Source organism: Verrucomicrobiota bacterium (genome assembly GCA_016871535.1).
GTDB lineage: Bacteria > Verrucomicrobiota > Verrucomicrobiia > Limisphaerales > SIBE01 > VHCZ01.
In genome coordinates, this window is record VHCZ01000420.1 from 1 (window position 1) to 3,033 (window position 3,033).

Sequence of the window (3,033 nt, forward strand, 5' to 3'; positions counted from 1 at the left end):
CCGCCCCGCCCCGGAGGGCTGGGGCGATTTCGCTTTCTGGCTTCGTTTCTCCTCAGTCGCAGAGCCCTGGCTATGCTCCTTCGTCGTGCCTCGCCAGAAAGCGAAATCGCCTCCAGCAAAACCGGAATTTATTTTCGACGCGAAAAGCGGCACGTGCACGATTCAGGCGCCACTCACCACCCTCAGGTCAGAACGTTTCAGTTCTTGTCACTTGAAGCTGGATGGGTCGAGACGCTCCGGCTCGGCCTCGACGTGAACGGGCCGTATGGTTGGGTGAATCGTGGATTCAGATTCGCGATTGCCTCAAGCGTGTGGAAGGCGTCGCTTCCGTGAGCGAGTCGCCCGATTTGAAGAACGGCACATGTCAGATTGAGATTGCGAACGCCAGTCCGCGTACTCCAATGAAGCCTCGCTCCACAATACACACCACGCCGCCCGATGATGCGCTGATGACCTGGCTTGACCGAAGCTTGCGGTTAACCGATAGTTTCAGCGCCGTTGATGGGGGCGTACTGGCTTCGACTTGGGTAACACGCCAGAGGCGGCATGCCGAGGATGGTTCGTTGGCCTCGTTAATCATCGAACCGAACATTAAAAGCTAACCAAGAATTAGCTCTCGCGGCTTAATACCGCCGTGACGTTCACCGCTGGACACCTGCTACGGTGGCTGAACGCGACAGCAGGTTAGGTCAAACACGGAGTCTGCGCGGGTTTGGCCGAAACATTTTCATGCGGGCTGGGCCGTGCGATTCGCGTCGGAAGGTTATCGCGCGGCCGAGACTCTCTTCCGGCTAAGCATGTAGTCGCGGCTGGCAAGTTAATCAAGGACGCGGGTTCAACTCCCGCCGCCTCCACCAATAAAATCTGGCATTTTCACGAAATGCTTGACTTTTGGGGACAATGTGGGGACAAATTCGCGCATGAAAGCGAAGAAGTCTCCACCTCCAAAAAAAACCCTGGAAGTCACTCGCGGCAACGTCACCGTCAAAATCTATCCCACCCTCAACCGCGTCCGGGGCGTCGATTACGAGCAACCGACCCTTGTTTACTATCAGGGCGCAACCCGCATCCGCCGCCGATTCTCCGACTGGGAAGAAGCGAGGCGAGAAGCTGAACTGGTCGCCACGAAGCTGGCCAACGGCGAAAACGAAGTGCTCCGTTTGACGCCGGCTGACCGGGCTATCTACGTCCAAGCCCTGGATTTGCTCAGGCCGTTTAATCGTCCGCTCAACTTGGCCGTAGCCGAATACGTGGAAGCGCTGGGTTTGATTCCGACCGGCGCGACGCTGAAGGAAGCCGTTGCGGACTTCGCTCGCCGTCAGCGGTCGGTTCGCGAATCCCGGAACGTTGCCGAAGTGGTAAACGAGTTCATCGCCGCCAAAGAGCAAGCCGGACGAAGTGAGCGTCACCTTAGCGATTTACGGACGCGGCTGACGCGGTTTGCGCAAGCCTTTCAAATGCCCGTGGCTCAAGTAACCGGTCGTTTGATCCAAACCTACCTCGACGCCATGACCGTGGGCAGCCGGAGCAAGCTCAACGATCTTCGATTGATTGTCTCGCTGCTGCGCTTTGCCGTCCGGCGGAAGTATGCGCCTCGCGATTTGCTGGACGAACTGGAAGCCGTCGAGAAACCGGAAGTCCGTCCGACCGAGACGCTGATTTTCACGCCGGATGAACTGCGGGAGATGCTCGATTCAGTCCGCCCGGAGCTTGCGGCCTGGCTGGCCATCGCCGCGTTCTGCGGGTTGCGCTCGGCGGAAATTCTCCGGCTGGACTGGAAGGAAGTGAATCTTGAACGCCGCTTCGTCGAGATCAAAGCCGTGAACGCCAAGACCGCCGCGCGGCGCTTGGTTCCGCTGTGCGACGCCGCGATTGCCTGGCTTGCGCCCTACACTCAGCCCGAAGGCCGCCTCGCCTACTTCTCCGAAGAGAACAAGTTTTACGAAGCGATTGTGTCCGCCGTGAACCGCGCTCGGAAAAAAGCGGGCAATAAAACCGCCTTCAAGTGGAAGCGAAACGGGCTGCGGCATTCGTTCTGTTCCTATCGTCTGGCCTTGACGCATGACGCCGCCAAGACCGCGCTGGAAGCGGGCAACAGTCCGACGATGATCTTTCGACACTACCGCGAGCTTGTGACCGAAGATGAAGCCAGGGCATGGTTCAGCGTCACGCCGGCAACAGAAGCAACGAACGTGTTGCCGCTGTCTGCTGCCGCTGGCCAGTGATGGGCCGGAATCTTTCGGCGGTCGTAGGCACCCGCCTCCGGCAGCCCGCCCCGGCAGGGGAATTCCGCCCCGAACGGTCCCCATCGCTCGGCCCTTCGCCCGCTCCCAAGCCAACTGCGCGCAAGAGCCGGGCATCGTCGGAGCAACTCGACAGTGTGTCGCTCTCCTGTTCTCGGTCGGCTCGCTCGCTCAAACCCGCTTCTCCACTCTCAGCGTATCAAGTCCCGTCGCGTCCAAGCTCGCGCTCTGCCACGTCTCGACTCTTGCCCCCCGGGCGCTGCTTGCGGCGGCGAGGACGGTGAGCGGCGGGAAAATTTTCCGAGCCTCTCTAAACGTTCTCTTTTCTGGGAAAAGCGACCGGCGCGGCATCATGGACCCGGCACCCGCTAATAGCGCGGCGGTCAGGTTGAGCCCAAGCCGCTGCCCGGCAGCATGAGACCGCAACCAAAAAACAGCCGTGATCGTCGCGGGATAGAGCCTCGGATTTGGGATGTTTCCGCGAACGAACCGGCCCAGAATGAGCCAAGCCCGGCGAGCGAATCGTGAAGCGTAAGGCTACTGAGCGACGCGCAAGCCGTGATTGCGCAGCAGGCGCTTGAGCGCGGCGCGCAACCGTTGCTCCGGTACTGATAGACTTGCTGTGATGAGAAGAGAAAGAGTGACAATGAATCGTTTCATCAGTTGACTTTCGTTGCAACAATCGACTGGAGCCGCTTCAAATCCGCGTTGTTCGCGGTTCGAACCGAATTGATTACTTTGATGGCCAGCGTTCGCGGATCGCGCCACTTGATGACGTCCGAGTGGCCGT

The 3,033-nt window shown here is 59.6% G+C and carries 1 protein-coding gene and 1 other RNA gene; both read left to right on the forward strand.

The genetic code is table 11. From position 1 onward, the window contains the following. Positions 1–503 precede the first annotated feature (503 nt). Positions 504–857: a transfer-messenger RNA gene (gene ssrA / locus FJ398_27035) on the forward strand. Positions 858–920: 63 nt separating this feature from the next. Then, a complete protein-coding gene (locus tag FJ398_27040; protein ID MBM3841533.1) occupies positions 921–2,225 on the forward strand; it encodes a hypothetical protein in 1,305 nt (434 codons plus the stop codon). Positions 2,226–3,033: the final 808 nt, after the last annotated feature.

What these genes read in the sequence shown, in the direction of transcription:
- FJ398_27040 (MBM3841533.1), top strand. Translation starts at nt 921, where the DNA reads ATGAAAGCGAAGAAGTCTCCACCTCCAAAAAAAACCCTGGAAGTCACT.